The organism is Sporichthya brevicatena (genome assembly GCF_039525035.1).
GTDB lineage: Bacteria > Actinomycetota > Actinomycetes > Sporichthyales > Sporichthyaceae > Sporichthya > Sporichthya brevicatena.
On sequence record NZ_BAAAHE010000004.1, the window covers coordinates 170,677 to 192,557 of the forward strand.

Consider the following 21,881-nt stretch of genomic DNA (forward strand, 5'->3'; position numbering starts at 1 on the left):
TCTTCGTCCTCATGTCGCGGGAGAAGGGGCGAAAGATCATCGCCCAGAACAAGAAGGCGCGGCACGACTACCACATCGAGGACGTCTACGAGGCCGGGCTCGTCCTGACCGGCACCGAGGTCAAGTCCCTGCGGGCCGGTCGTGCCTCGCTGGTCGACGGCTTCGTCACGTTCCGGGACGGCGAGGCCTACCTGCACGCCGTCCACATCCCCGAGTACACCGCGGGCACCTGGACGAACCACGAGCCGCGGCGGGTCCGCAAGCTGCTGCTGAACCGGGCCGAGATCGACCGGTGGATGCTCAAGACCAAGGAGTCGGGGCTGACGATCGTCCCGCTCTCGCTGTACTTCCTCGACGGCCGGGCGAAGGTCGAGATCGCCCTCGCCCGCGGCAAGAAGCTCCACGACAAGCGGCAGGCCCTCGCCGAGAAGCAGGCGACACGGGAGATGGCCCGCGAGCTCAGCCGGCGCAACCGCGGCGAGCGCTGACCCTCGCGCCGCCCCCGCGCGACATCGGGAATGCCGAGGGCGGTGCCCGACGCTATCCTGGGTGCACAACTGCACAGGGGGTGATCGGTTTCGACTGCGGATGTCGTTGCAGGAGAAGCGGGCCGAGGATGCGGGGACGATCTCGTTAACCATGCCTCGCAAAAAAATAAGCGCCAAGGTTAACAACCAGCGCGACCTCGCTCTCGCCGCCTGACGGTAGAGCACTTCAGAGGTCTGTCAGCCCGGGGATTGTCATCGACCCGGTGTCTGGCATCAGCTAGATGACTTACTCGCCGCCCGGGCCACGGGGGCGTCGAGGACACCGAACAGTGGCTGGGCCTGTCGGGTTGCTTGTCTGCGTGACGACCCGGGGCCGAGAAAATCAGTAGCAGACTGCGCCCGGAGAAGACCTGGATCGGTGCCGTAGGACGCGGGTTCAATTCCCGCCACCTCCACCACCCCTGAGCACTCAGCGCTTCACTCGCTGGGGCAAGCCCTTACTCGCCCGACCGGGCGAGTAAGCGCTGTCCCCGGCGAGTGAAGCGCGTTAACGGCGAAGCGCCGGCCCGCTAGGAGTCGGGCCGGCGCTTCGCTGGTCGTGCTACTTGGCGAGCGCGCCACCCGAGAGGGAGGAGAGCGTCTCGCGGACGGTGGACAGCTGCGCGTTGATGCTGTCGCGACGGTGCGTCAGGGCGGCGAGCTCGCGCTCGGCGTCCTGCTGCAGGCGCTCGGCGCGCGAGGTGGTCTCGGCGATGAGCTCCGACGCGGCGGTGCGGGCGGCCTCGATGAGGGCCTTGGCCGCACGCTGGGAGTCCTCGGTCATCCGAGCCGCTTCGGCCTTCATCTGCTCGGCCATCTGGGCGGTCTCGGCGAGACGACGCTCCGCGGTCTCCTGGCGGGAGACGGTGTCGCGCTCGAACTGCTCGCGCTGGGCGGTCAGCTTGGTCTCGACCTCGGTCGCGATCTGGGCGCCCTTGATGCGCGCCTTCTCGACGACGTCGCTCGTGCTCGCGACCAGCTGGGCGGCCTTGTCGGTCGCCTCCTGGCGGACGCGGTCCGCCTCGGACCGGGCGGCGTTGATCATGCCCTCGATCTGGGCACGGACCTCGGCCTCGCGGCGGTCGTTCTCGTCCTTGGTGCGGCCCATGAGCTCCTCGGCCACGGACATGGCCCGCTCGCGCTCACGCTGGCTGGCCATCTCGGCGTCGGCCTTGACGCGGTCGGCGTCCTCGTGGGCCTCACGGAGGATGCCCTCCATCTTGCGGGAGAGCGTGATGTAGTACGGCGCGCTCTCGCCGTTCTCCAGGGACTGGCGCATCCGCGCCATCTCCCGCTCGAGCTCAGCTGCACGGCGCTCGAAAGAGACGCGCTCGTCGGTCAGCTGGGCCACCTTGGCGTCCACAGCCGCCCGGTCGTAACCGCGCATGGCGGTGTCAAAGTTCGAGGTGCTCTGGTTCATGGTCATCGCGGGTCACTGATCCCCTGTCAGTACGGGCCTTGGACGGTGGCTTGCCGTTACCACGATGATCGCAGTGCGAATGCCCGGCGCGCGACGGACTGCAGTTTTTGCCCCTGCTGTTATGGCAAATTCTTCCAGCGGATTGCGGTCCTTCGGCAGGCATTGGACCGCACTGCGCTAATGCGTGCGGTGAGTAACTGCTTGTCCGAATTCACCCGCTTTGGGACCACCCGAACGGCCTAACTGAACACTTGCTGCCAGGAAAGGTTTGGGTTGCCCGGCCCGTTGGGTAAGGCAACTCGCTTGGGCGCGGGTGGTACCCGAAAGGGCGAACCGTCCGGCCGGCGGTTCCGAATACCGGACGGACCGCCGGACATGACAGGCTTTCGGATACATCCCACCCAGGGGGACACGACGTGACTGCCGAACCGACCGTGCGCATCACGCGTGCGCGCGGCGAGACCATCGGAGTGGTGCTCCTGCTCCACGGCGGCAAGGCCGAGAGCCGGGAGCCGTCGTCGCCGTGGCACACCTCGGTGCTCCGGCTGCGGCCGTTCGCCCGCGCGATCGCGCGCAAGGTCCGCCGGGACGGGGTGGCCGTCTGGTCCCTCCGCTACCGGGTCCGGGGCTGGAACGGGGCCGAGGCCAGTCCGGTCGCGGACGCCCGCTGGGCGCTGGACCGGATCCGGGAGGAGCACGGGGACGTCCCCGTCGTCCTCGTCGGGCACTCGATGGGCGGTCGGACCGCCCTGCAGGTGGCCGACGACCCGGCCGTGGTCGGCGTCGTCGGGCTCGCGCCGTGGCTGCCCGCCGGCGAACGGCGGCCCGCGCTCGGCTCGACGCGCCTGCTGATCGTCCACGGCACCGCGGACAAGTGGACCGACCCGCGCGCCTCGGAGGCCTACGTCGAGGCCGTCCGGGCCGAGGGGGTCCCCGCCACCTACGTCCCGATGAGGGGGCACGGGCACTTCATGCTCCGCCGGGCGGGGGAGTGGAAGCGCCTGACCAGCGAGTTCGTCTGCCTCTGCTTCAACGAACGCGTCAAACCAAACCGCTAGGGGCCGCGGCTCCGAAGTCTCGGCACCATGCCGAACACTTCGCGCCGCCACATCGCCGTCGTCGGGGGCGGGGTCTCCGGGCTGACCGCCGCCTGGGTCCTCTCCCGCACCGCAGACGTCACCCTCTACGAGTCCGACGACCGGCTCGGTGGGCACGCCCACACCCATGACGTCGTCCGCGCCTCCGGCGGGACCGCCGCCGTCGACACCGGGTTCCTCGTCCACAACGAGCGGACCTACCCGACGCTGCTGCGCCTGTTCGCCGAACTCGGCGTCGCGACGCAGCCGTCGGACATGTCGATGTCGGTCCGCTGCGACGGCTGCGGGCTCGAGTACGCCGGCGCCCGGGGACTGCGGGGACTGTTCCCGGGCGCCGGTAACGCCTGCCCGGCCTACCTGCGGATGCTGACGGAGGTCCCGCGCTTCCACCGGGCCGCCCGTGCTGTGCTCGCGTCGGCGGAGTTCGCGGCGGGTTCGGCCGGAGCGGGGGAGACCACCCGCGAGGAGACGCTCGGCGAGTTCGTCGCCCGCGGCCGGTACTCGGACTACTTCGTCCGCCATTTCCTCACCCCGGTCGTGGCGTGCGTCTGGTCCTGCTCCCCAGCGACGGCGCTGCAGTACCCGGCGCGGTACCTGTTCGCGTTCCTCGCCAACCACGGAATGCTCAGCGTCACCGGCTCGCCGCAGTGGCGGACCGTGACCGGCGGGTCCCGCACCTACGTCGAGCGCGTCGCGAAGACGCTGCACGCGGTTCACACCGCGACCCCGGTCCGCGCGGTGCGGCGCGTCGCCGACGGGGTCGAGGTCCGCGACGACGGCGACGGGCTCGCGACCTTCGACGCCGCGGTCGTCGCCACCCACCCGCACCAGGCCCTGTCGTTGCTCGCGGAACCGACCGTCGCCGAGCACGACGTCCTCGGTGCGATCCCGTACTCGGTCAACGAGACCGTCCTGCACACCGACCCCACCCCGCTGCCGCGACGGTCCGGCGCCCAGGCGTCCTGGAACTACCGGCTCGCCTCGTGCGCGGCGTCGGCGGAGTCGGTCGCCGTCTCCTACGACCTGAACCGCCTCATGGCGCTGCCCGGGCCCGAGCGGTACGTCGTCAGCCTGAACTCGCCGGCGCTGGTCGACCCGGCCACCGTGCTCGCGCGGATGGTCTACGAGCACCCGGTCTACACGCCGGACTCGGTCGCGGCGCAGCGGCGGCTGCCGGCGTTGAACGACGACCGCATCGCCTTCGCCGGCGCGTACCACGGCTGGGGCTTCCACGAGGACGGCGCGGCTTCCGGCGTCGCGGCCGCCGAACGTCTCGGGGGTACGTGGTGAGCGCACCGGCGCTGTACGACACGACGATCGCGCACGTCCGGCACACGCCGGTGCGCAACGCGTTCCGGTACCGCAGCTACTCCTGGCTGGTCGACGTGGACGACCTGCCCCGGCCGGCCTGGCCCCTACGGGCGCTCGCTGAGTTCCGTGCGCAGGACCACCTGGGCGAACCCGATCAGACACTCCGTCAGAATCTCGACGACTTCCTGGCGCTCCACGGCATCGACGTCCGCGGCGGGCGGGTCCTCATGCTCGCCAACGCGCGGGTGCTCGGGTACGTGTTCAACCCGCTGTCGGTGTTCTGGTGCCACGACCCCGCCGGCGAACTCGTCGCCGTCGTTGCGGAGGTCCACAACACCTACGGCGAGCGGCACGCCTACCTGCTCCGCCCCGGGCCCGACGGCCGGGCGGAGTTCGCCAAGGAGTTCTACGTCTCGCCGTTCCACCCCGTCGACGGGCGCTACGTGATGTCGCTGCCCGCCCCGGACGAGCGCGTCGCGATCACCGTCGAGCTGCACCGCGGCGAGGGGCGACCGTTCGTCGCGACCGTCCGCGGGGTGCGCCGGGGCGCGGGCACCGCCGCGTTGCTGCGGGCCGCGGCCCGCGTCCCCTGGGTCACCCTCACCGTCGCCGCGCAGATCCGGTACCAGGGCATCCGCCTCTGGCTCCGTCGCATCCCCGTCGTCCCCCGTCCGCCCCACCCTCGTCAGCCAGGAGTCTGAGTGAGCCTCACCCTGCCCCGCCGGAACAGCTACGACCCCGGCGTCGACGCCGTCCGCTGGCCGGACGTCGCCTCCCTGCCCCCCGGCGGCTACCGCGCCAAGGCCGCGCGGGCGCTCTTCGCCCACGTCGCCCGGCGGATGGAGCTGCAGATCCTGCTGCCCGACGGGACGAACATCGGCGCCGGCGGTCCCGACACCCCGGTGCTGCGACTGGTCCGGCCGGCGGCCCTGCACCGCCGCCTCGGCAACGGTGGCCTGATCGGCTTCGGCGAGGCCTACCTCGCGGGCGACTGGACCGCCGACGACCTGACCACCGTCCTCACCGTGTTCTGCCGGCGCATGGCGACGCTGGTGCCGCCGTCGCTGCAGCGTCTGCGTGACGTCGCCGTGCACCGGCACCCGCACACCGAGCGCGGGACCGCGGAGAACGCCCGGCGCAACATCTCGCGGCACTACGACCTGTCCAACGACCTGTTCGCGCTGTTCCTCGACGAGACCCTGACCTACTCGGCGGCGCTGTTCGGCCCGGGCGACGGCTCGGACGCCGCGGCGGCGACCACGACGTGGGACGACCTCGCCGACGCCCAGCGCCGCAAGATCGACCGGCTGCTCGACGCGGCCGGGGTGCGCGCCGGCTCGAGCGTCCTGGAGATCGGGACCGGGTGGGGCGAACTCGCGCTGCGGGCGGCCGCGCGCGGAGCGACCGTCCGCTCGATCACGTTGTCGGAGGAGCAGCGGACCCTGGCGCTGCAGCGGGTGGCGGCGGCCGGGCTGGGCGACCGCGTCTCGATCGAGCTGTGCGACTACCGCGCGGCGCAGGGGCAGTACGACGCCGTCGTCTCCGTCGAGATGATCGAGGCCGTCGGGTACGACTTCTGGCCGGAGTACTTCGCGACGCTGCACCGCCTGGTGACCCCCGGCGGCCGCATCGGACTGCAGGCGATCACCATGCCCCACGACCGGATGCTCGCCTCCCGCTACACCTACACCTGGATCCACAAGTACGTGTTCCCCGGCGGGCTGATCCCGTCGGTGGAGTCGGTCGAGTCCTCGGCCGCGCAGGCCGGGCTGACCGTCACCGCCCGCCACGGGTTCGGCCGGCACTACGCCGAGACGCTGCGGTTGTGGCGCGACCGGTTCGCCGCCCGCGCGACGGAGGTCGAGGCCCTCGGGTTCGACGCGACCTTCCGGCGGATGTGGGAGTTCTACCTCTGCTACTCCGAGGCCGGCTTCCGCGCGGAGTACCTGGACGTCAACCAGTTCGTGCTGACCCGGGAGGAGGGGTGACGATGGCCGCGAAGCGTGGAGCGGCGCACCGACTCGTCGCGCTGCTCGAGCCGCTGTTCGGCGGGGACCTGCCGATCCGCGTCCGGGCCTGGGACGGCAGCGAGGTGGGCCCGGTGGACGCCCCGGCGGTCGTCGTGCGTTCGCGGCGAGCGCTGCGGCGGCTGGTCTGGCAGCCGGGCGAGCTCGGGCTCGCGCAGGCCTATGTCACCGGCGAGATCGACGTCGAGGGTGACCTCACCGAGGGCTTCCGACTGATCTGGTCGACGATCCGGGAGCGGGAGCTCGCGGCACCGAAGCTGACTCCTCGTCAGCTGTTGGGGGCGGCGGGCACCGCGGCCCGGCTCGGCGCGATCGGACTCCGGCCGGCGGCGCCCGCGTCGCAGGCGAAGCTGACCGGTGCCCTGCACAGCAAGCGGCGCGACCGGGCGGCGATCAGCCACCACTACGACCTCTCCAACGAGTTCTACGCCCTGCTCCTCGACGACGTGCACCTGGCGTACTCGTGCGCGTACTTCACCTCCGACGCCCCGGACTACTCGCTCGTCGACGCTCAGCGCGACAAGCTCGACCTGGTCTGCCGCAAACTCGGCCTCGGGCCGGGGTCGCGGCTGCTCGACATCGGTTGCGGCTGGGGTTCGCTCTCGCTGCACGCCGCAGAGCACTACGGCGCCGAGGTCCTCGGCGTCACGCTCTCGAGCGAGCAGCGGGACTTCGTCCGGGCCCGGGTCGTTGAGCGCGGCTTCGGCGACCGGGTCGAGATCCGGCTGCAGGACTACCGTGACGTGCTCGCCGACCCGGCCGCCCGCGGCCGCTTCGACGCGGTGTCGTCGATCGAGATGGGCGAGCACGTCGGTGCCGAGAACTACCCGACGTTCGTCGGCGTCGTGCACGACGCCCTGCGCGACGGCGGACGGGCGCTGATTCAGCAGATGTCCCGCCGCGACCGCCCCGGCGGCGGGGAGTTCATCGAGTGCTACATCGCCCCGGACATGCACATGCGTCCGGTCGGCGGGACCGTCGCGCTGATCGAGGACGGTGGCCTCGAGGTCCGCGACGTCCACGCCCTGCGCGAGCACTACGTCTGGACGGTCCGTGCCTGGCTCGAGACGCTCGAGAAGAACTGGGACGCCGTCGTCGCGCTCGTCGGCGAGGAGGTCGCCCGCGTCTGGCGGCTGTACCTCGTCGGCGGCGCCCTCGTGTTCGAGGAGGGCCGCATGGGTGTCGACCAGATCCTCGCCGTCCGCCGCTCACCCGCCGGCGTTGCCGGGATGCCCCGGACCCGCCAGTCCTTCGAGGCGCCGTGACGGGCTTCGGAATCGGGTTCGCGGCGTCCGCCGGAGCGGTGCTCCTGCTGATGGCGGGGACATTCGCGGTGGCCCGGAAGCTCGGGAAGCACAGCGTCGTCGACGTGGCCTGGGGGCTCGGGTTCGCGGTCGTGGCGCTGGTGAGCCTCGCCCTCGCCTCCGGGAACGGGACGCGGTCGGTCCTGCTGGCCGCGATGGTCGTCCTGTGGGGCGGTCGGCTCGCCTGGCACATCGGGCGCCGGAACGCCGGGCACGGGGAGGACCCGCGCTACTCCGAGCTGCTGTCCAAGGCGCCGCCGGAGCGTCGCACGGCCTACGCGCTGCGGATGATCTACGGCCTGCAGGGCGCGCTCATCCTGTTCATCTCCCTGCCGGTGCAGGCCGGCACGCACGCCGACGCCGCGATCGGTCCGCTCGCCGTCCTCGGCGTCGCGGTCTGGGGGATCGGTCTGTTCTTCGAGGCGGTCGGCGACCACCAGCTGCACGCGTTCAAGGCGAATCCGGCCAACCGCGGCCAGGTCATGGACCGCGGCCTGTGGCGGTACACCCGGCACCCGAACTACTTCGGCGACGCCTGCGTGTGGTGGGGCGTCTGGCTGGTCGCGGCCGAGACCGGGGTCGGGGCCCTCACCGTGCTCTCGCCGGTCGTGCTGACGTTCTTCCTGACCAAGGGCACCGGCGCCGCGTTGACCGAGAAGCGCATGGCCGGGCGCCCCGGGTTCGCCGAGTACGTCGAGCGCACCTCGGGCTTCGTGCCCCTGCCGCCGAAGCAGCGATGACCCCGCCGGGCTAAGTTGCTGCCGATGTGGCAGAACACCCGGCTGACGCGGCTGCTCGACATCGAGCTGCCGATCGTCGGCGCGCCGATGGCCGGCGGTCCCAGCACGCCCGCGCTGGCCGCCGCGGTCAGTGACGCCGGCGGGCTCGGCTCGATCGGCCTCGGCTACTCGACCCCGGACGACATCCGCGCCACCATCCGCGCGACGCGCGAGCTGACCGACGCCGCCTTCCTGATCAACCTCTTCGTCCCGCCGCCGGAGCTGCCGGTCCTCGACGCGGCCGCGGTCGGCCAGGTCGAGGGGATGGTCGCCGAACTGCGCGCCGACCTCGGGCTGCCGACCCGCCTGCCGGTGCCCGAGCGGCTGATGGTCCCGTTCGCCGACCAGGCCGCCGTGCTGGTGGAGGAACGTGTCCCGGTCGCCGGGTTCGCCTTCGGGGTCCCGCCCGCCGAGACCGTGACCGCCCTGCGCGAGAACGGCACCGTCGTGTTCGCGACCGCCACCTCGGTCGCCGAGGCCCGCGCGCTCGTGGCCGGGGGCGTGCAGGTCGTTCTCGCCCAGGGCGCGGAGGCCGGTGGGCACCGCGGGCAGTTCGTCGGTGGTGACGGCTCCGGTCCCCGCGAGGAGGGCGCGCCGGTCGGCGACCCGATCGGGACGATGGCCCTGGTGCCCGCGGTCGTCGACGCGGTCGGCGCCGACGTCCCCGTCGTCGCCGCGGGTGGTCTGCGCGACGGCCGCTCGGTGCTCGCCGCTCTCGCGCTCGGCGCCGACGCCGCGCAACTCGGCACGGCGTTCCTCCGTACTCCCGAGGCCGGCACCAACGAGCCGTACCGGGCCGCACTCGCCGCGGCCGACGGCAGCGAGACGGTCCTGACGACCTCGTTCTCCGGCAAGCCCGCCCGCGGTCTGCGCAACACCTACGTCGACACGGTCGGCGTCCGCCCGGACGTGCCGCCGTACCCCGTCACCCACGTCCTGACGACGGAGCTGCGCGCCGCCGCCCGGGCGGCCGGACGCTCGGACCTGCAGTCGTTGTGGGCCGGGCAGGGCGTCGCCGGCGCCCGCGACCTCCCGGCCGGGCGGCTGCTCGGTCTGTGGGTCGACGAGATCGAAGCGATCCTGGAGGGCTGGCGTTCGTGACCGCCTTGTTGCCGCAGAACCCCGCTCGCCGCATGTGGCAGCTGTTCGAGACCTTCCACGCCGTCACCTACTTCGATGCCGACGCCCGCGCGGCCGCCGAGTCCCTCGGTGTCAGCGGCTTCTGGGACAACTACGTTGTGATGCGCGCGGCGCCGCTCGGTCCCGTCGGGGCCGACCTGGTCACCGCGGTGTTCTACGGCTTCCACCGCGACCGCATCGCGGCGACGCTGCCGGCGGTCTGGGAGACCACCACCCCCGATGCCGTCCTCGCGGCCCGGTCGGCCGGGGTCGACCGGGCCCTGCGCCGCTTCTGGGGCGAGGGCGCCGCCGACGACCCGGACGTCCGCGCCGCCGCCGACCTCGCCTGGGACGCCGCGCAGGCGGCCGACTGCGCGGGCCGGCCGCTGGCCGCCGCCAACCGAGCGCTGCCCCGCCCGGACGAGCCACATCTCGCGCTCTGGCAGGCCGCCACCACCCTGCGCGAGCACCGCGGTGACGGCCACATCGCGGCTCTGACGGTCCGTCGGATTCACCCGGTCACGGCGATGCTGCTCAAGGTCGGCGCGGGGGAGTCCGAGGCCGAGCCGCTGCGCCTCGGCCGCAAGTGGGCGACGTTCGAGTGGCAGGCCGCGGAGATGCACGCCCGCGAGCAGGGCCTGATCGACGACGACGGACGGCTCACCGGCACCGGTACCGCGCTCCACGAGGCGATCGAGGCCGACACCGACAGCGCGGCCGCCGGCCCTTGGGCGCACCTCGGCCCCGACGCGACGGCCGAGCTCGAACGGCTCCTGGTTCCGCTCGCGGGACGCGTCGTGACGGCGGGCCTGCTGCCCGAGCCGAACCCGATCGGCCTCCCGCTGCCCGGTGCCGCCACGTCCTGACGGCGCCGGCGCGACCCGGGACCGGCTCCGCCGCCTGTCCCGCCGCGTCCTGCGCCGCCGCTCGATCCTGCCCGCGCTCCTCGCGGTCGCCGCTGCCCCGTCCGCCGTGCGCATCACCGGCGACGGCGACCACGCCTGGCCGATCATGATCGTCACGTTCGTGCCGGTGGCGGCACTCGCGCTCGTCCCGCTCACCGCGCTGGCGTTCGGGCTGCGGCGATGGCGCACCGGAGCGATCGGTGCCGCCCTGGTGGCCCTCAACGCGCTCTGGCTGGCCCCGCTCTACGTGGCCGACGACCCGCCCCCGGGTACCGACCTGGTCGCGATGACGATCAACCTGCAGTACGGCCTCGCCGACGCCGGCGAGGTGGTCACGGCCGTCCGCACCCGCCACGTCGACGTCCTCGGCGTCACCGAGCTCACCCCGGAGGCCGTGGCCGCGCTCGGGGCGGCCGGGCTCGACGACCTGCTCCCGCACCGCGTGCTCAGCCCGGACGTCCTCGCCCACGGCAGCGGCCTGTGGTCGCGGTGGCCGGTCACCCCGGCCGAGGAGTGGCGTGGCGTCCACCGCATGCCCGGCGGCACGGTCGCGGTCCCGACCGTCGCCGGGCCGCGGGACGTGGCCGTCCGCGTCGCGCACCCGTTCCGGACCTCGCGCTTCCACGCGCGCTCCTACGAGCGGGACCACCGGTTGCTCCGGGAGCGGCTGGCCGCCCAGCCGGCCGACGTCCCGGCGATCGTCCTCGGGGACTTCAACGCCTCCCGGGACCACACCGCGTTCCGCCGCCTGCTCTCCGACGGCTGGCGCGACGCCCCGGAGTACGCCGGGTCGGGGTTCGTCGGCACGTGGTCCCCGCGCTACCGGATCCCGCACTTTGTGCAGTTGGACCACATCCTGTTCAACTCCCGGCTCGGGGCCCGCTCGACCGCAAACTTCGAGGTCAGGGGCACCGACCACGGGGCCCTGGTGGCCCGACTGGTGTTGGCTGAAGATCGCTGAGGGCCCCGGTATAGCTTTTGCCGAATGCGACTGCTGATGATCGGGCCGCCGGGAGCCGGGAAGGGAACCCAGGCTGTCCGGATTGCCCAGAAGTTCAACCTGGTCCACATCTCGTCGGGCGACCTGCTGCGGGCGCACGTGAAGAACGAGACGGCGATCGGCCGTCAGGTGCAGTCGTACCTCGCGAGCGGTGACCTGGTGCCCGACGGCATCGTCATGGACATCCTCCGCAAGCCCGTGGTCGAGGCCAGCAAGCAGGGCGGCTACGTGCTCGACGGCTTCCCCCGGACCGTCGAGCAGGCCGAGATCGCCTACTCCGTCGCGCAGACGCTCGGGGTCGAGGTCCAGATCGTCGTGCACCTCGAGGTGCCCCGCGACGAGCTCATCCGCCGGCTGCTCGAGCGCGGTGAGGCCAGCGGCCGCGCCGACGACAATCTCGACGTCATCAACCACCGGCTCGACGTCTACGACGAGAAGACGCTGCCGATGCTCGCGTACTACGCAGAGCGGGAGAAGCTGGTCAACGTCAACGGTGCCCGACCGGTCGACGAGGTCACCTGGTCCATCACCGTTCAGCTGCAGCTGCTGGCGAAGCAGCTCGCCGAGGGCTAAGAGTTCCCCCTGGCAAGTCCACCCTGACAAATTGTGCTCGCGCGAGCACAATGAGGGGACAAAACGCACCACACTCCGCACGACGGACTGCGCGGACAAGTGGTACTTCGGGGCCGTCCGCCGGGACGGTGCCGTCGGGGGAGGGAGGCGAGCATGGGCGCGCACGCACCGGACCCGCTGGTCGCCGCCGCCTTCGACCAGGCGCCCGTCGGTCTGGCGCTGCTCGACCTGACCGGCCGCTGGTTCCGGATCAACCCCGCGCTGTGCCGGATGCTCGGCTGGACCGCCGACGAGCTGCTCGCCCAGGACCCGCCGCAGATCGTCCACGACGAGGACCGGCCGATCGAGGAGGAGGCGGCCGCGCGGCTCGCGTCCGGCGAACCGGCCGTCACCGTCGAGCAGCGCTACCGCCACCGCGAGGGGCACGTGCTCTGGGTCCGGCGGACCGCGACGCTGGTCCGGGACGACGCCGGGCTCCCCGAGTACGTCGTCGCCGTCTACGAGGACATCGACGCCCGGCGCTCCCAGGACGCCCGGCTGGCCTACCTCGCCCTGCACGACCCCCTGACCGGCCTCGCCAACCGCGCCCTGCTCGACGACCGGCTCAGCCAGGCCGTCGCCGCGTGCGAGCGGGAGGGCGGGGTCGTCGCGGTGCTGTTCTGCGACGTCGACGGGCTCAAGGCCGTCAACGATCGCCACGGGCACCCGTTCGGGGACGAGCTGCTCGTCACCGTCGCCCGCCGGCTGGGTGATCAGGTCCGTGGTGGCGACACCCTCGCCCGCTTCGGCGGCGACGAGTTCGTCGTCGTCTGCAACCTGCGCTCGCCCGACGACGCCGACTCGATGTGCCGCCGCCTCTCGGCCGCCGTCGAGGCCGCGCCCGGGCTGCTCGCGCCGGACGGCACCGAGGTCCCGGTGCGCGTGAGCATCGGGTACGCCGTCTCCCACGACTCGCGGACCGAGCCGCGCAGCCTGCTGGTCCGCGCGGACGAGTCGATGTACGCCGCCAAGCGGCGGCGTGGCGCCTCCTGATCTCGTCGGTCGGCCCCGGGGTCAGCTCAGCCGCAGCCGGATCACGCGGTCGTCGCGGGAGGTCGGCTTGCCGCGGCCGTCGGTGTTCGAGGTGCTCAGCCACAGCGAGCCGTCGGGCGCGGCGGTCACCGTGCGGAGCCGGCCCCACTTGCCGACGAAGAAGTCCTTCGTCTGCGCGCGCGGCACGCCGTTCGCCCGCGGGTCCCCGATCTGGATGCGCCAGAGCCGCTTGCCCCGCAGGCCGGCCATGAAGACGGTGCCCTTCACGATCGCGATCCCCGACGGGGAGGCGTTCTCCGGGCGCCACTGCGCGATCGGGTCGACGTACCGCGGGTCCTTGGCGCGGCCCTCGACGTTCGGCCAGCCGTAGTTGCGCCCCGGCTTGATCAGGTTCAGCTCGTCCCAGGTGTTCTGCCCGAACTCCGCGGAGAAGAGTCGGCCCGCGCTGTCGAACGCGAGGCCCTGCACGTTGCGGTGGCCCTTGCTGTAGACGTACGAGCCCTTCTTCGGGTTGTCGGCCGGCACCTTCCCGGTCGGCGTCATCCGCAGGATCTTGCCGCCGAGCGACTTCGAGTTCTGGGACAGCGGCCGGTTCCCGGCCTCGCCGGTGCCGGCGTAGAGCATGCCGTCGGGGCCGAAGACGATCCGGCCGCCGTTGTGGATGAAGCCCTTCGGGATGCCCTTGAGGACGACGTGCGCCTTGCCGAGCTTGCCCTTGGCGAACTTCAACCGGACGATCCGGTTGTCGCTCGCCGAGGTGTAGTAGGCGTAGACCCAGCGCGAGGTCCTGAAGTCCTTCGGCACCGCGAGCCCGAGCAGGCCGCCCTCGCCGGCGGCGACGACGCCCTTCACCCGGCCGATGCTCGTGGCGTGACCCTTGCCGTCGAGGCGCTTGATCCGTCCCGAGTTCCGCTCGGCGACCAGCGCCCGGGTGGTCGAGATGAACGCCATGCCCCACGGCGCGTTCAGGTTCTTGGCGACGACCTTGTGCACCTTCGGTGTCAGCGCGGGGCTGTAGGCCGCGGTCCGGACGGGGGCCGTCGGTGCGGCCGCGGCCTCCGGCAGGGCCGTCAGGGTGAGGGCGAGCGCGAGCGGGGCCGCCAGGGCGACGGACGTGGTGCGCCGGTGCAGGGGCATGCGGTCTCCAGCTCTCAGGGTGCGAACACCGTAGTTCCCCGCCCCCAACTTTCCGGCAGGTTCGTGCGCGGCATCTTTCCCACCGTGCTCGGCTCTGACACGCTTTTCCCATGGTCCCGAGCGTGTGCGCAGGTCAGCTGCTCATCGCGGCACCGGATCTGGGCGATCCGAACTTCGAGCGCAGCGTGATCTTCCTGCTCGACCACGACGGCTCGGGCTCGCTCGGCGTGGTGGTCAATCGTCCGACCGAGCTGCCCGTGGCCGAGGTCCTCGTGCCCTGGTCCGGGTACTCCTCGTCCCCGGACGTCGTGTTCTCCGGCGGTCCGGTCGGCGTCGACGGCGCCCTCGCGCTGGCCGCGTTCGACAGCGTCCCCGCGGCGCTGGGGTCCCGGCCCCGCGGCTGGCGGCCCGTGATCGGCGGGATCGGTCTGATCGACCTGGACTCCGACCCCGAGGCGGTCCGCCAGGACCTGCGCGCGCTGCGGATCTTCGCCGGCTACGCCGGGTGGGGCGCGGGCCAGCTCGACTCCGAGCTCTCCCAGGGTGCCTGGGTCGTCGCCGACTCGCTGCCGGGCGACGCGTTCAGCCCCCGGCCCGAGCGGCTCTGGGGCGACGTCCTGCGTCGGCAGCCCGGTGACCTGCGGCTGCTCGCCACCTGTCCGGCCGATCCGTCGCTGAACTGAGCCGCGACGTCTGGGGAACCGCGGATCCGGGTTCTAGACTTCTGGGATGAGCTACCCCGACCAGCCGGAGCCCGCCGGCGCCCTGAGCACGATCACCGACGAGCGCGTCGAGACCTCGACCGGCGACGGTGATCACGACCGCTTCGCCCACTACGTGGTCCGCAACAAGCTCACCGAGGCGATGGTCGAAGGCACCCCGCTGCAGGCGCTGTGCGGCAAGGTGTGGGTCCCCAGCCGCGACCCCAAGAAGTACCCGGTGTGCCCGGAGTGCAAGGAGATCTACGACGGCATCCCGCCGGGCGAGGGTGACGACTCGGACGCGTAGGGCGGCGACATCGCTTCATCGCGTACGGATCGGCACGGGGGGAACGGAAACTGGACGGACGTCTGCACGCTGCGCTGACTCGCAGCCCGCATGCGCATGCCGCCGTGCTGGGCGTCGACACCGCAGCCGCGCTGCGCTCGACCGGCGTCGTCGACGTGCTCGTCGCCGCGGACCTGCCCGGCCAGTTCTGGACCGGGCCGGTCCGGGCCGACCGGCCCGTGCTGGCCGCCGGGGTGGTCCGGCACGTCGGTGAGCCGGTCGCCGCGGTGCTCGCGACCGACCCGGCGAGTGCGACGCGGGCGGCGTACGCCGTGGGCGTGGCGTACCGCCCGCTGCCGGAGGTGTCCTGGTTCCGCGGCGAGGAGGCCGACCCCCTGCACCCGGACGGCAACGTCGTGCGGACGGTCCACGTCCGCCGCGGGGAGTGGCCGAAGGCGGCCGGGACCGTCGTCGAGGGCAGCTACAACACCCACGGCTGGGTCCCGCGTCAGGAACGGTTCGGCACCGACGGCGCTCCCGCCGTGCCGGCGCTGATCGAGGCGGAGCCGACGGACACCGGCGTCCGGATCGCCGCGCCGCGGCGCTGGCACCCGGAGGACCGCGACCAGATCGCTCAGTGCCTGAACCTGATCCCGCGTCAGGTCGAACTCCGCTCGACCGGGTCGCGTGACCACTCCACCGACCTCGGGGGCCCGGTGCTCGCGGCGCTGTTCGCCCGCCGGCACCACCGGCCGGTCTCCCTCGTCGTCGGTCCGCCGACGCACGGGCAGGGCGGCGGACCCTTCGTCGTCGCCCGGTACCGGCACCACGTCCGGCCCGACGGGACGCTCGCGGCGGTGTCCGGCGAGATCGAGATCGAGATCGGCCCGTACGCCGGGATCGGGGAGTCTTTGGTCGCGGAGCTCTGCGCCGTCGGCGTCGGGCCGTACCGGGTGCCGGCGGTCGACCTCCGCGTCCGCGCGCTGCGGAGCACCACCCCGCCGCCGCTGATCGAACCCGGGGCCGCGGCGGCCGCGGTGACCTTCGCGGTCGAGGCGCAGCTGGACCGGTTGGCCGATCTGCTCTCGTACCCGCAGGGGCGCGAGGCGGCGCGGTTCGTCGCCGACCGGCGCGCGGTCCGCGAGCGCAACCTGCTCGGTCTCGACGAGCCGTTCCCGACCGGGCAGATGCCGCTCGAGGCCTCGCCGCTGCCGGCGCTGCTCGAGCTCCTCGACGCCGCGCCCCTGCCGTCGATGCCGGACGGTGGACGCGATCACGCCTGGGGCGTCGGCACCGGGTTCGGCGTCGTGCCGTTCGGGACGGCCGAGGGATTCGCGCTGCCGGTGACGGCCACGGTGTCCCACCGCGCCGGCACGGTGTCGTGCCCCGCGGCCGAGGGCGACGAGTCGCTGGAGGCCGCCGCCGTCGCCGTGGCGACGCGGGCCTTCGACGTCCCGATGCGCTTTGCGGCGACGGGGGAGCCGGCGCCGGGCGGGTCCGCGGCCACGGTCGGCCGCGCCGTCACGGCGGCGGTCGAGGCCCTGACCGCCCCGGCGCGGGAGCGGCTCGGGAGCCAGGTCGGGCTCTCGCCGGCGCTGCTGCGGGCCGCCGCGGGCCGGCTGCGGTCCTTCGACGGCGTCGTCGACGTCCCGCTGGCCGAGGCCCTCGCGGGCGACCCGGACCCGGCCGAGGCGACGTACGTCCCGCCGGACACCGAGGTGCTGGACGGTGACGGTCAGGGCGACGCGTTCGCGGGCTTCGCCTACGCGGCCGCGCGCGCGGTGCTGAGCCTGACGGCCCGCGGTGAGGTCGAGATCGTCCAGCTCGACGTCGCCGCCGACTGCGGGCAGGTGCTCGACGACGTCCGGGCCCGGGCCGCGGTCGACGCGTCGGTGTCGACCGGCGTCCGCCTCGCGCTGCCGGAGGCGACCGTGCGGCCGGACGCCGTCCGGCTCCACCTGCTCGACGGCCCGGTGCCCAAGGGCGCCGCCGGGGTCGCGGCCGGCGCGGTCGCCGCCGCGCTGCGGTCCGCCCACGACGCGGGCGCCGGCGGGGACGCCGAGGTGCTGCCGATCCCGGGTGTGTCCTGGAGCAGCTCATGAGCCGCGCCGAACACCTGCCCCCCGCGTTCCCGGACCGGGCGCCGTGGGGCACCGCCGGGAAGCTGCGTGCGTGGCAGGAGGCCGCGCTCGAGTCGTACCACTCCCACCCGCGCAAAGACTTCCTCACGGTCGCGACCCCGGGCGCCGGCAAGACGACCTTCGCGCTCCGGGTCGCCGCCGACCTGCTCGAGCGCAAGATCGTCCGCGCCGTCACGGTCGTCGCCCCGACCGAGCACCTGAAGACGCAGTGGGCCGAGGCGGCCCAGCGGGCGGGCATTCGCATCGACGCCGGGTTCCGCAACGCCGACGGCAAGACGGCCCGCGGTTTCTCCGGCGTCGCCGTCACCTACGCCGGTGTCGCCGCGCACCCGATCCTGCACCGCAACCGCACCGAGGCGCGGCCGACGCTGGTGATCCTCGACGAGGTGCACCACGCCGGCGACGCGAAGAGCTGGGGCGAGGCGATCCTCGAGGCCTTCGAACCGGCGACGCGCCGTCTCGCGCTCACCGGAACGCCCTTTCGGTCCGACACGAACCCGATCCCGTTCGTCACCTACGCCCCGGGGCCGGACGGCATCGACCGCAGCGTCCCCGACTTCGTCTACGGCTACGGCGAGGCCCTCGCCGACGCGGTCGTCCGGCCGGTCGTGTTTCTCGCCTACGCCGGGCAGATGCGCTGGCGCACGCGCGCCGGGGACGAGCTCGCCGCGACCCTGGGCGAGCCGCTGACCAACGACCTGACCAACCAGGCCTGGCGGACCGCGCTCGACCCCGGCGGTCAGTGGATGCCGGCGGTCCTGCGCGCCGCGGACCAGCGGTTGAACGAGGTGCGCCGCCACGTACCCGACGCCGGGGCCATGGTCATCGCCACCGACCAGAACAACGCCCGCGCCTACGCGCGCCTGATCCGGGAGATGACCGGCACCGCGCCGACCGTGGTCCTCTCGGACGACAAGGGTGCGAGCAAGCGGATCGCCGAGTTCTCCGACAGCGAGGACCGTTGGCTGGTCGCGGTCCGCATGGTGTCCGAGGGCGTCGACATCCCGCGCCTCGCCGTCGGCGTCTACGCGACCAACGCCTCCACGCCGCTGTTCTTCGCCCAGGCCGTCGGGCGCTTCGTGCGAGCCCGGCGCAAGGGCGAGATCGCGTCGGTGTTCCTCCCGACCGTCGCGCCGTTGCTCAAGCACGCCGCCGAACTGGAACTGACGCGGGATCACGTCCTCGGCAAGCCCGCGCCGGCGGACGAGGACCTGTTCGCTCCCGAGGAGGCGCTGCTCGAGGCCGCGCAGCGGGAGCAGGGCAATGGCGACCTGCTCGGGGAGTGGCAGGCGCTCGAGTCCGAGGCCAACTTCGACCGGGTCATGTTCGGGGGAGCGGAGTTCGGTCTCCCCGCGTCGCCCGGCAGCGTGGAGGAGCAGGAGTACCTCGGCCTGCCCGGCCTGCTCGACGCCGACCAGGTCGCGACGGTTCTGAAGAAGCGTCAGGCCGACCAGCTCAAGGCGGCCCAGCGCCGCGCCCGCCGGGAGGGGAGCACCATCGCGCCCCCGGCCGAGGCGCGACCTGTCGTCACCTCCGCGGAGCGCAGCGCCCTGCGTCGCGAACTCCACGCCCTCGTCGGCGCCTGGCACCACCGCAGCGGCGCCCCGCACGGCGCGATCCACGCCGAGCTCCGTCGCGTCTGTGGCGGCCCCGCCACCGCCCAGGCGAGCGTCGACGACCTCCGCCGCCGCATCGACACCCTCCGGAAGTGGCAGACCCAGGGCAAACCCTGAGCCTCAGTGCGACGCCGCCGCGCGGCCGGTCTGGCGGAGCAGGGGGAGGGTCCGGAACGAAATCTGGGTCGCGAGGGCGATCGTCGTCGAGCTGCGGTGAATCGAGCGGTCCGCGACGACGAGGTCGAGGACGCGCTGCAGGTCCGCGTTGGAGCGGGCGACGACCCGGCACATCAGGTCGCCGGCGCCGGAGATCGTGTGGGCCTCCAGGACCTCGGGGATCGTCGCGAGGTGCGCGGCCACCGCCTCGTGCCCGTGGCCCTGGACGATCTCCAGCGTCACGAAGGCGGTGACGGGGTAGCCGAGCGCGGCCGGATCGAGGTCGGGCCCGAAGCCGGTGACGACGCCCTCGCGCTGGAGGCGTTCGAGCCGGGCCTGGACGGTCCCGCGGGCGACGCCGAGTCGGCGGGATGCCTCGAGCACGCCGAGGCGCGGCTCGGCGGCAAACAGGTCGATCAGCCGGACGTCGAGATCGTCGACGCTCATCGGGGCTCGCAATCTGTGCAGTGTGTGCGACCGGTTCGCTCATTCACTGTACAGATTGATCAGTCTTTCGGCGATCGATTGCGCAACCTGGCGGGTTGGCTCATCCTGCGGGGACCGGTTGAACCGAGGAGGTCCCCGCCATGACCGAGACCGTCGCGATCCCCGCGCAGCAGCAGGCGCGCACGCCCGCGGGCACCTTCCCGCTCCTCGGCCTGGACCACATCCGCTTCGAGGTCGGCAACGCGCGGCAGGCGGCGCACTACTACTCGACGGCGTTCGGCATGACCTGCGTCGCCTACCGCGGACCGGAGCAGGGCTACCGCGACACCGCCGAGTACGTCCTGGTCGCCGGCGACGCGCGGTTCGTGATCGCGGGCGCGGTGCGGGCGGGCACCTCCGTCGCCGCGCACGTCGCTCGCCACGGGGACGGCGTCCGCGACGTCGCGCTCGAGGTCGCCGACGTGCCCGCGGCCTACGCGGCGGCCTGTGCCCGCGGCGCGCACGGCCTCACCGCCCCGACCACGATCAGCGACGAGCACGGCTCGGTCACCTACGCGGTGATCGCCGCCTACGGCGACACCCGGCACACCCTGATCGACCGCTCCGACTACCGCGGCCCGTTCCTGCCCGGCTTCGTTGCGCGCGACCCGATCGTCGCCCCCGCGCACTCCGCGGCCGCCGGCATCGTCGGCGTCGACCACGTCGTCGGGAACGTCGAGCTCGGTCGGATGGACGAGTGGGTCGGCTTCTACCACCGCGTCATGGGCTTCACGAACATGGCGGAGTTCGTCGGCGAGGACATCGCCACCGAGTACTCGGCGCTGATGAGCAAGGTCGTCGCCGACGGCACCCGCAAGGTGAAGTTCCCGCTGAACGAGCCGGCCGCCGGCAAGAAGCGTTCGCAGATCGACGAGTACCTCGAGTTCTACGGCGGCCCGGGCGTCCAGCACATCGCGCTGACCGTCGACGACATCCTCGGCGCCGTCGACGCGATGCGCGCTGCCGGCGTCGAGTTCCTCGCGACGCCCGCGAGTTACTACGACGACCCCGAGCTCCGCGCCCGCATCGGCGAGGTCCGCGTCGACGTCGAGGAGCTCAAGACCCGCGGCATCCTCGTCGACCGCGACGAGGACGGGTACCTGCTGCAGATCTTCACCCGCCCCGTCCAGGACCGCCCGACGGTCTTCTTCGAGCTCATCGAGCGCCACGGCGCCACCGGTTTCGGCAAGGGCAACTTCAAGGCCCTCTTCGAAGCGATCGAGCGCGAGCAGGACCTCCGCGGCAATCTGTAGGCGCGGCGCTGTCAATAAAGGGTGTCACCCCTTACTGCGCAGTAAGGGGTGTCACCCTTTTGTGACAAGGGCTGCGGCGGTCAGGCGACGACGGCGACGACGTCGGAGCCGGTCTCCCGCTTCCGGACGTGGAGCTGGGCGGGGATGCGCTGCTTCAGCTCGCCGACGTGGCTGACGACGCCGACGATGCGGCCGCCCTCGCGGAGGCCGTCGAGGACGTCCATGACCTCGTCGAGGGTCTCGGAGTCGAGGCTGCCGAAGCCTTCGTCGACGAACAGCGACTCCAGGCGGGCCCCGCCGGCCTCGGCGCAGACGACGTCGGCGAGGCCGAGGGCGAGGGCGAGGCTCGCGAGGAACGTCTCGCCGCCGGAGAGGGTCGCGGTGTCACGGTCGACGCCGGTCCAGTTGTCGCGGGCGAGCAGACCGAGCCCGGCGCGGCGGCGGCCGTCGCGGCCGGTGTCGGTGTGCACGAGCGAGTAGCGCCCCTGGGTCATGCGCAGCAGTCGCTCGCTCGCGACCGCGGCGACCTCCTCCAGCCGAGCGGCGAGGACGAACGCCGACAGCGTCATGCGCCGGGTGTTCGCGCCCTGGCCGGCGACGAGCTCGGCGAGGGACTTGATCCGCTCGGCCTCGGCCGCGATGCCCGGCAGGGCGGCGAGGTCGTCGGCCAGGGCGGGCACCAGCGTGCCGAGCTGGCTGACCCGGCTGCGGGCGTCGGCCAGGGCGAGCACCGCGTTCTGATGGTCCGTCGTGGCGCGCTCGACGGCGGCCGCGGCGGCGTCCAGGTCGGCCGGCGGCATCGTCGGCACGTCGAGGTCCGGGTCGGCGAGGACGGCGGCGACACCGTCGACCGCGGCCCGGTGGGCGCGGACCCGTTCGGCGGCCTGTGCCCGCCACGCCGCGTCGCGGACCGCGCCCGCCGCCGCGTCCAGGTCGGGGAAGCCCGCCTCGTAGGCGGCGGCGACGGCGGCCGTCATCGCCTCGGCGCGGGCCGCCTCGGCCCGGCCGAGG

General features: G+C 73.1%; 21 protein-coding genes and 1 other RNA gene. 18 read left to right on the plus strand and 4 right to left on the minus strand.

Going from position 1 to position 21,881, the window contains the following annotated elements:
- The first annotated feature begins 11 nt into the window (after positions 1 to 11).
- Both smpB and ssrA read left to right on the plus strand, forming a co-directional pair.
- Positions 12 to 488: an SsrA-binding protein SmpB gene (gene smpB / locus ABD401_RS02165; protein ID WP_019878193.1), complete on the plus strand. Its 477-nt coding sequence runs from the start codon at positions 12 to 14 to the stop codon at positions 486 to 488.
- 76 nt (positions 489 to 564) lie between these two features.
- Positions 565 to 946: a transfer-messenger RNA gene (ssrA, locus tag ABD401_RS02170) on the plus strand.
- A 143-nt stretch (positions 947 to 1,089) separates the two neighbouring features.
- Here ssrA and ABD401_RS02175 read toward each other — a convergent pair.
- Positions 1,090 to 1,953 (minus strand): coiled-coil domain-containing protein, encoded by an 864-nt coding sequence (locus tag ABD401_RS02175; RefSeq protein ID WP_344601084.1) that lies wholly within the window; start codon positions 1,951 to 1,953, stop codon positions 1,090 to 1,092.
- Positions 1,954 to 2,363: 410 nt separating this feature from the next.
- Here ABD401_RS02175 and ABD401_RS02180 point away from each other — a divergent pair, with 410 nt between their 5' ends.
- The 11 genes from ABD401_RS02180 (at position 2,364) to ABD401_RS02230 (ending at position 13,094) form a co-directional block, all read left to right on the plus strand.
- Positions 2,364 to 3,005, plus strand: coding sequence for an alpha/beta hydrolase (locus tag ABD401_RS02180; RefSeq protein WP_344601087.1), 642 nt, complete (start codon positions 2,364 to 2,366; stop codon positions 3,003 to 3,005).
- Between the two features lie 27 nt (positions 3,006 to 3,032).
- The gene (locus ABD401_RS02185; RefSeq protein ID WP_344601089.1) at positions 3,033 to 4,334 is read left to right on the plus strand and encodes an NAD(P)/FAD-dependent oxidoreductase; all 1,302 of its coding nucleotides are present in this window, start codon (positions 3,033 to 3,035) and stop codon (positions 4,332 to 4,334) included.
- Positions 4,331 to 5,056, plus strand: coding sequence for a DUF1365 domain-containing protein (locus tag ABD401_RS02190; RefSeq protein ID WP_344601091.1), 726 nt, complete (start codon positions 4,331 to 4,333; stop codon positions 5,054 to 5,056). The genes ABD401_RS02185 and ABD401_RS02190 overlap by 4 nt, the downstream gene beginning before the upstream one ends.
- Positions 5,057 to 6,343, plus strand: coding sequence for a class I SAM-dependent methyltransferase (locus ABD401_RS02195; RefSeq protein WP_344601093.1), 1,287 nt, complete (start codon positions 5,057 to 5,059; stop codon positions 6,341 to 6,343).
- 2 nt (positions 6,344 to 6,345) lie between these two features.
- The gene (locus tag ABD401_RS02200; RefSeq protein WP_344601095.1) at positions 6,346 to 7,647 is read left to right on the plus strand and encodes a class I SAM-dependent methyltransferase; all 1,302 of its coding nucleotides are present in this window, start codon (positions 6,346 to 6,348) and stop codon (positions 7,645 to 7,647) included.
- A complete protein-coding gene (locus tag ABD401_RS02205) occupies positions 7,644 to 8,426 on the plus strand; it encodes a DUF1295 domain-containing protein (RefSeq protein ID WP_425566043.1) in 783 nt (260 codons plus the stop codon). The genes ABD401_RS02200 and ABD401_RS02205 overlap by 4 nt, the downstream gene beginning before the upstream one ends.
- A 24-nt stretch (positions 8,427 to 8,450) precedes the next feature.
- Positions 8,451 to 9,566: an NAD(P)H-dependent flavin oxidoreductase gene (locus tag ABD401_RS02210; protein WP_344601097.1), complete on the plus strand. Its 1,116-nt coding sequence runs from the start codon at positions 8,451 to 8,453 to the stop codon at positions 9,564 to 9,566.
- The gene (locus tag ABD401_RS02215) at positions 9,563 to 10,450 is read left to right on the plus strand and encodes an SCO6745 family protein (RefSeq protein WP_344601099.1); all 888 of its coding nucleotides are present in this window, start codon (positions 9,563 to 9,565) and stop codon (positions 10,448 to 10,450) included. The genes ABD401_RS02210 and ABD401_RS02215 overlap by 4 nt, the downstream gene beginning before the upstream one ends.
- Positions 10,434 to 11,450: an endonuclease/exonuclease/phosphatase family protein gene (locus ABD401_RS02220; RefSeq protein ID WP_344601101.1), complete on the plus strand. Its 1,017-nt coding sequence runs from the start codon at positions 10,434 to 10,436 to the stop codon at positions 11,448 to 11,450. The genes ABD401_RS02215 and ABD401_RS02220 overlap by 17 nt, the downstream gene beginning before the upstream one ends.
- Before the next feature lie 24 nt (positions 11,451 to 11,474).
- On the plus strand, positions 11,475 to 12,062 hold the full coding sequence (locus tag ABD401_RS02225) for an adenylate kinase (protein WP_344601103.1): 588 nt from the start codon (positions 11,475 to 11,477) through the stop codon (positions 12,060 to 12,062).
- Positions 12,063 to 12,215: 153 nt separating this feature from the next.
- Positions 12,216 to 13,094: a diguanylate cyclase domain-containing protein gene (locus tag ABD401_RS02230; protein WP_344601105.1), complete on the plus strand. Its 879-nt coding sequence runs from the start codon at positions 12,216 to 12,218 to the stop codon at positions 13,092 to 13,094.
- A 21-nt stretch (positions 13,095 to 13,115) separates the two neighbouring features.
- Here the strand turns inward: ABD401_RS02230 and ABD401_RS02235 are convergent, their stop codons facing one another.
- Positions 13,116 to 14,231, minus strand: a complete 1,116-nt coding sequence (locus ABD401_RS02235) for a PQQ-dependent sugar dehydrogenase (RefSeq protein ID WP_344601108.1) — start codon at positions 14,229 to 14,231, stop codon at positions 13,116 to 13,118.
- A gap of 110 nt (positions 14,232 to 14,341) precedes the next feature.
- On the opposite strand from ABD401_RS02235, the gene ABD401_RS02240 reads away from it, so the two are divergent.
- The 4 genes from ABD401_RS02240 to ABD401_RS02255 all read left to right on the plus strand — a co-directional run bounded on the left by ABD401_RS02240 (position 14,342) and on the right by ABD401_RS02255 (position 19,092).
- The gene (locus ABD401_RS02240) at positions 14,342 to 14,914 is read left to right on the plus strand and encodes a YqgE/AlgH family protein (protein WP_344601110.1); all 573 of its coding nucleotides are present in this window, start codon (positions 14,342 to 14,344) and stop codon (positions 14,912 to 14,914) included.
- Between the two features lie 46 nt (positions 14,915 to 14,960).
- On the plus strand, positions 14,961 to 15,239 hold the full coding sequence (locus ABD401_RS02245; protein WP_344601111.1) for a DUF3039 domain-containing protein: 279 nt from the start codon (positions 14,961 to 14,963) through the stop codon (positions 15,237 to 15,239).
- A 62-nt stretch (positions 15,240 to 15,301) separates the two neighbouring features.
- Complete coding sequence (locus tag ABD401_RS02250) at positions 15,302 to 17,320, plus strand: molybdopterin cofactor-binding domain-containing protein (protein ID WP_344601139.1); 2,019 nt, start codon at positions 15,302 to 15,304, stop codon at positions 17,318 to 17,320.
- Entirely contained in the window at positions 17,317 to 19,092 is a 1,776-nt protein-coding gene (locus tag ABD401_RS02255) for a DEAD/DEAH box helicase (RefSeq protein WP_344601113.1), read from the plus strand. The genes ABD401_RS02250 and ABD401_RS02255 overlap by 4 nt, the downstream gene beginning before the upstream one ends.
- A gap of 3 nt (positions 19,093 to 19,095) precedes the next feature.
- Here the strand turns inward: ABD401_RS02255 and ABD401_RS02260 are convergent, their stop codons facing one another.
- Positions 19,096 to 19,578: an Lrp/AsnC family transcriptional regulator gene (locus ABD401_RS02260; protein ID WP_344601115.1), complete on the minus strand. Its 483-nt coding sequence runs from the start codon at positions 19,576 to 19,578 to the stop codon at positions 19,096 to 19,098.
- 140 nt (positions 19,579 to 19,718) lie between these two features.
- Between ABD401_RS02260 and hppD the strand changes: the two genes are divergently transcribed.
- A complete protein-coding gene (hppD, locus tag ABD401_RS02265; RefSeq protein WP_344601117.1) occupies positions 19,719 to 20,870 on the plus strand; it encodes a 4-hydroxyphenylpyruvate dioxygenase in 1,152 nt (383 codons plus the stop codon).
- An 80-nt stretch (positions 20,871 to 20,950) separates the two neighbouring features.
- Here hppD and ABD401_RS02270 read toward each other — a convergent pair.
- Positions 20,951 to 21,881: SbcC/MukB-like Walker B domain-containing protein (locus ABD401_RS02270; RefSeq protein ID WP_344601119.1), on the minus strand; the 931-nt coding region annotated here is incomplete at its 5' end.